Origin of the sequence: Paraburkholderia sp. (genome assembly GCF_035501035.1) — a bacterium.
In the GTDB taxonomy this organism is placed as follows: domain Bacteria; phylum Pseudomonadota; class Gammaproteobacteria; order Burkholderiales; family Burkholderiaceae; genus Paraburkholderia.
The window spans coordinates 1-4,575 of the sequence record NZ_DATJWR010000370.1; the positions used below are offsets into that span (position 1 = coordinate 1).

Genomic DNA, 4,575 nt, shown 5'->3' on the forward strand with positions numbered 1-4,575 from the left:
CGGCTCGCACAACCTGCTGCACTACACGCTGCGCCGCTTCGGCATCGAAACCACGTTCGTGAAGCCCGGCGACCTCGATGCCTGGCGCGCGGCGCTGCGGCCCAACACGCGCCTCCTCTTCGGCGAGACGCTCGGCAATCCTGGGCTCGACGTGCTCGACATCGAGGCGGTGGCGCAAATCGCGCACGCGCACGGCGTGCCGCTCCTCGTCGATTCGACCTTCACCACGCCTTACCTGCTGCGGCCGTTCGACCATGGCGCGGATCTCGTCTATCACTCGGCCACCAAGTTTCTTGGCGGCCACGGCACGACGATCGGCGGCGTGCTGGTGGACGGCGGCACCTTCGACTTCGATGCGTCGGGCCGCTTTCCCGAACTCACCGAGCCCTACGCGGGCTTTCACGACATGGTGTTCAGTGAGGAAAGCACCGTCGCGCCCTTCCTGCTGCGCGCGCGGCGCGAGGGTTTGCGCGACTTTGGCGCGTGCCTGCATCCACAGGCGGCCTGGCAATTGCTGCAAGGCATCGAGACCCTGCCGCTGCGCATGGAACGGCATGTGGCTAACGCGCGGCGCATCGTCGAATTTCTCGCCGCGCACGAGGCGGTAGAATCGGTCGCCTGGCCCGAGTTGCCGAGCCACCCCGACTACGCGCTCGCGAAGCGCCTGTTGCCGCGCGGTGCGGGCGCCGTGTTCAGCTTCAATCTGCGCGGTGGTCGCGAGGCGGGCAAGCGCTTCATCGAATCGCTCACGCTCTTCTCGCATCTGGCCAATGTCGGCGACGCGCGCTCGCTCGTGATCCACCCCGCCTCGACCACGCACTTCCGCATGGACGCGGCCGCGCTCGCCGCCGCCGGCATCGCGGAAGGCACGATCCGCCTCTCGATCGGGCTGGAAGACCCCGCCGACCTCGTCGACGATCTCAAGCGGGCGCTGAAGGCGTCGCAAAAGCCGGACGCGTCCAAAGCGCAGACCAAGGCCACGGGCAAGGAGCCGTCATGATCGTCGATGTCGCCGGCAAGCCGGTCTACGCCTACACCGCCTCGCGCCCCATCGATCGCGCGCTGCCGTTCGCGGTGTTCGTGCACGGCGCGCAGCACGACCACAGCGTCTGGGCACTGCAATCGCGCTATTTCGCCAACCACGGCTTCAACGTGCTGGCCGTCGACCTGCCGGGCCACCTGCGCAGCGCGGGACCGGCGCTCACGAGCATCGGCGCGCTCGCCGACTGGCTCGCCGCATTGCTCGACGCGCTGAACGTGCCGAAGGCCTTCGTCGCCGGCCACAGCATGGGCTCGCTCATCGCGCTCGAATTCGCGGCGCGCCACCCCGAGCGCGCAGAGCGCATCGCGCTACTCGCCACCGCCTTTCCGATGACGGTCGCGCCGACGCTGCTCGAAGCCGCGCGCGAGCGCGAGCCGGAGGCGATCGCGCTCGTCAACGCGTGGTCGCATTCGACGCTGGCCGCCAAGCCGTCGAGCCCCGGCCCCGGCTTCTGGCTGCGCGGCATGAACCAACGGTTGATGGAGCGCGCCTCGGCGCGCGGCGAGCCGCGGCTCTTTCATACCGATTTCGCGGCCTGCAACGCCTATGCCGATGGCCTCGCGAGCGTGGCGAAAGTGCGTTGCCCGGTGCGGTTCATCGTAGGGCGGCGCGACGCGATGACGCCGCCGCGCGCGGCGCGTGCGCTCGTCGATGCGCTCGCACAAGCGGGGGCGCGGGTGGACACGGTGACGCTGGACGCGGGCCACGCGCTCATGACAGAGCAGCCCGATGCGACGCTCGACGCACTCTATGCTTTTGCGACGCAGCGATCCCCGCGGGTGGGCAATGGCTGACTCCGCCGCGACGAGACGTTAGCGGGCGAGAGTGTGCGCCGGCCCTTTTAGCGCAAGTCTTCCAGCCCGGTTGCACGGTCGTTCGGAACGCCGGAGAATGGATGCAATAAGCAATCATCCCCTGCCACCCCATGCGCGCTCGCGCAGAAAAGGAGGAGACAATGCATCCCACCACGCATACCGAGCATTTCTCGAGCTTCGCGGAGTTCTATCCGTTCTATCTGAGCGAACATGGCAATCTCGTCTCGCGGCGGCTGCACTTCATCGGGTCGCTCGGCGTGATCGGCTGCGTCGCCATGGCGATCGCCACCGGCAACTGGCTCTGGCTGCCTGCCGCGATCGTGTGCGGCTACGGCTTCGCTTGGGTCGGGCATTTCAAGTTCGAGAAGAATCGCCCGGCCACCTTCCGCCACCCCATCTACAGCCTGATGGGCGATTGGGTCATGTTCGCGGATATCTGCCGCGGAAAGATTTCACTCTGATTCACTCATGCGGCGGCACGCTGCGCGCCGCCGCATCGTCACGCCGCCGGATGCGGGAGCGCCGGCGGTTCCGCCGACAGCGCCAGCTCGCGCCGCACGGCAAGCAGCGAGGCAAGCGTGATCGAGAGTTTGTCGTTATCGAGCGCACCTAGCAGCGTCTGCGCGTCGACGCTGCTCGATTTGAGCTGATACGCCAGTTCCTGGCGGTCGATCGCGAAGCGGTCGAAAATGCGCGCCACCGAAATCCGCGCGGGATTGCCGATCAGCAGAAACAGCGTTTTCGCGCGGTCGTCCTCTTCGAGGCGGCCCACGAGTTCATCTTCTTCGAGACCGTCCACGAGGCGTATCACCGTGGCGAGGTCGCGCCGCAGCAACTGCGCGAGTTGCTCGGCCGTGCGCCCGGGCTCCCCGGCTTCGCGCGCCTCGGCAAGACCCGCGAGCAGTTCGAGCGCGTCGAGCAGGTCGCTTCCCGGAAAGCGCGGCCGGTTGAAGCGCCCGGTGCGGATCTCGGGCAGCGCGGAGGTGATCATCGCGCCCACTAGCGTGATGAACCAGCTCAAATACATCCACACCAGGAACATGGGCGCGGCCGCGAACGCGCCATAGACAGCCGTATAGGTCGGGATGCGTCGCACGTAATAGCCGAAGCCGCGCTTGGCCGCCTCGAACGCGATCGCCGCGGCAATGCCGCCCACCAGCGCGTCGCGCCACTGCACGCGACAGTTCGGCAGATACACGTAGAGCATCGTGAACGCGAGCGCCGTGAGCGGCAGCGAAGCGCCCATGAGCAGCAAATCGAGGATGCCGGAGACGTGCTGCTCGGTGGCGATCACGGCCGAGCGTGTGAACACGTAGGAAGAGATCGACAGGCTCACGCCGATCAGGATCGGCCCGAGCGTGAGAATGGCCCAGTAAACGAGCACACGCTGCGCGAAGGGCCGTGCCTTGCGCACGCGCCAGATCAGGTTGAAGGCGGACTCCACGGTCATCATGGTCATGACCGAGGTGACGAAGAGCACGATCATGCCCATCGTCGTGAGGCCCTTGGCCTTCGAGGCGAACTGGTTCAGATACTTGAAGATCTGGCTATTGATCTGCGCCGGCATCAGGTGGTCGGCGAGAAAGGCCTGCAGCGAGCTCTGGAAGGACGCGAAGATCGGAAACGCGGTAAAGAGCGCGAACGCGACCGTGGCGAGCGGCACGAGCGAGAGCAGCGTGGTGAACGTGAGGCTACCCGCCACCTGCGCAATGCGATCTTCGCGGCTACGTCGCGCCGCAAAGCGCGCGAGCCGCTTCACGATGTCCAGATCGATCTTCACCCGCGACATCACGTCCATTGGCCAGTTTTCCTTGCCACTGTTACCACCGCTTTCATCACCGTGCATATTGCGCATGCTGTGCGCCTGCCTTGCGTCTCGATCGCGCGCTTTGCTCGCGCATGTATGGGCCCGTGCGCCGCGTAGGCGGCCAACCCAACCCCCTATAATATCCCGTCCACCGACGAGGCCCGATGAAACCGATTCTTGTGCTCTATTACAGCCGGCATGGCGCGACCCGCGAACTCGCACGCGCCATCGCCCAGGGTATCGACAGCGTCCCCGGCGCCGAGGCGCGCGTGCGCACGGTGCCACCCGTCTCGACGGTTTGCGAGGCAACCGCGCCCGACATCCCCTCCGACGGGCCGCCCTACGTCGAGCTGCGCGACCTCGAAGAATGCGCGGGACTCGCGCTCGGCTCCCCCACGCGCTTCGGCAACATGGCCGCGCCGCTCAAGTATTTCCTCGACGGCACCACGCCGCAGTGGCTTTCGGGCTCGCTCGCAGGCAAGCCCGCTTGCGTGTTCACCTCGACGGGCAGCCTGCACGGCGGCCAGGAAAGCACGCTGCTTTCGATGATGCTGCCGCTGCTCCATCACGGCATGCTGCTCGTGGGCATCCCCTATACGGAAAGCGCACTCACGACCACGCAGGGCGGCGGCACGCCCTACGGCGCGTCGCATCACGCGCGCTCCGACGCGCGCGGCTACGGCCTCAGCGCCGAAGAGAAAACGCTGGCGAGCGGGCTCGGCGCACGGCTCGCGCGCGCCGCGCTTGCGCTCGCGCCTGCCAACGCCGAGCGAGGCGAGCGCCCGTGAACGCCAGCCCGGGCAGCGCCGCGCCACGGCGCGGCGCCGCGCTCGGCGCCCTAGCCATGCTCGCCGCGCTCACACTGCTGTGCATTGCGTGGGAATGGCGGCTCGCGCCGCTGCGCCCCGGCG

5 protein-coding genes are annotated in these 4,575 nt (G+C 67.5%); 4 read left to right on the top strand and 1 reads right to left on the bottom strand.

Features of this window, described 5'->3' with window-relative positions:
- From VMJ11_RS27075 to VMJ11_RS27085, 3 genes are all read left to right on the top strand, one after another.
- On the top strand, positions 1–1,000 hold a 1,000-nt coding region (locus tag VMJ11_RS27075), incomplete at its 5' end, for a PLP-dependent transferase (protein ID WP_325623526.1).
- Positions 997–1,836 carry an alpha/beta hydrolase gene (locus tag VMJ11_RS27080; protein WP_325623528.1) on the top strand — a complete coding sequence of 280 codons (840 nt, stop codon included), beginning with the start codon at positions 997–999 and terminating at the stop codon, positions 1,834–1,836. The genes VMJ11_RS27075 and VMJ11_RS27080, both read left to right, overlap by 4 nt.
- A 161-nt stretch (positions 1,837–1,997) precedes the next feature.
- A complete protein-coding gene (locus VMJ11_RS27085) occupies positions 1,998–2,318 on the top strand; it encodes an Mpo1-like protein (RefSeq protein WP_325623529.1) in 321 nt (106 codons plus the stop codon).
- A 38-nt stretch (positions 2,319–2,356) separates the two neighbouring features.
- Here the strand turns inward: VMJ11_RS27085 and VMJ11_RS27090 are convergent, their stop codons facing one another.
- Positions 2,357–3,646 (bottom strand): YihY family inner membrane protein, encoded by a 1,290-nt coding sequence (locus VMJ11_RS27090; protein ID WP_325623533.1) that lies wholly within the window; start codon positions 3,644–3,646, stop codon positions 2,357–2,359.
- 182 nt (positions 3,647–3,828) lie between these two features.
- Here VMJ11_RS27090 and wrbA point away from each other — a divergent pair, with 182 nt between their 5' ends.
- A complete protein-coding gene (wrbA, locus tag VMJ11_RS27095; RefSeq protein WP_325623531.1) occupies positions 3,829–4,452 on the top strand; it encodes an NAD(P)H:quinone oxidoreductase in 624 nt (207 codons plus the stop codon).
- Positions 4,453–4,575 lie beyond the last annotated feature (123 nt).

Bases quoted from the DNA above. Each gene is read 5' to 3' on its own strand.
- VMJ11_RS27080 (WP_325623528.1), top strand. From the start codon at position 997: ATGATCGTCGATGTCGCCGGCAAGCCGGTCTACGCCTACACCGCCTCG.
- VMJ11_RS27085 (WP_325623529.1), top strand. From the start codon at position 1,998: ATGCATCCCACCACGCATACCGAGCATTTCTCGAGCTTCGCGGAGTTC.
- VMJ11_RS27090 (WP_325623533.1), bottom strand. From the start codon at position 3,646: ATGTCGCGGGTGAAGATCGATCTGGACATCGTGAAGCGGCTCGCGCGC.
- wrbA (WP_325623531.1), top strand. From the start codon at position 3,829: ATGAAACCGATTCTTGTGCTCTATTACAGCCGGCATGGCGCGACCCGC.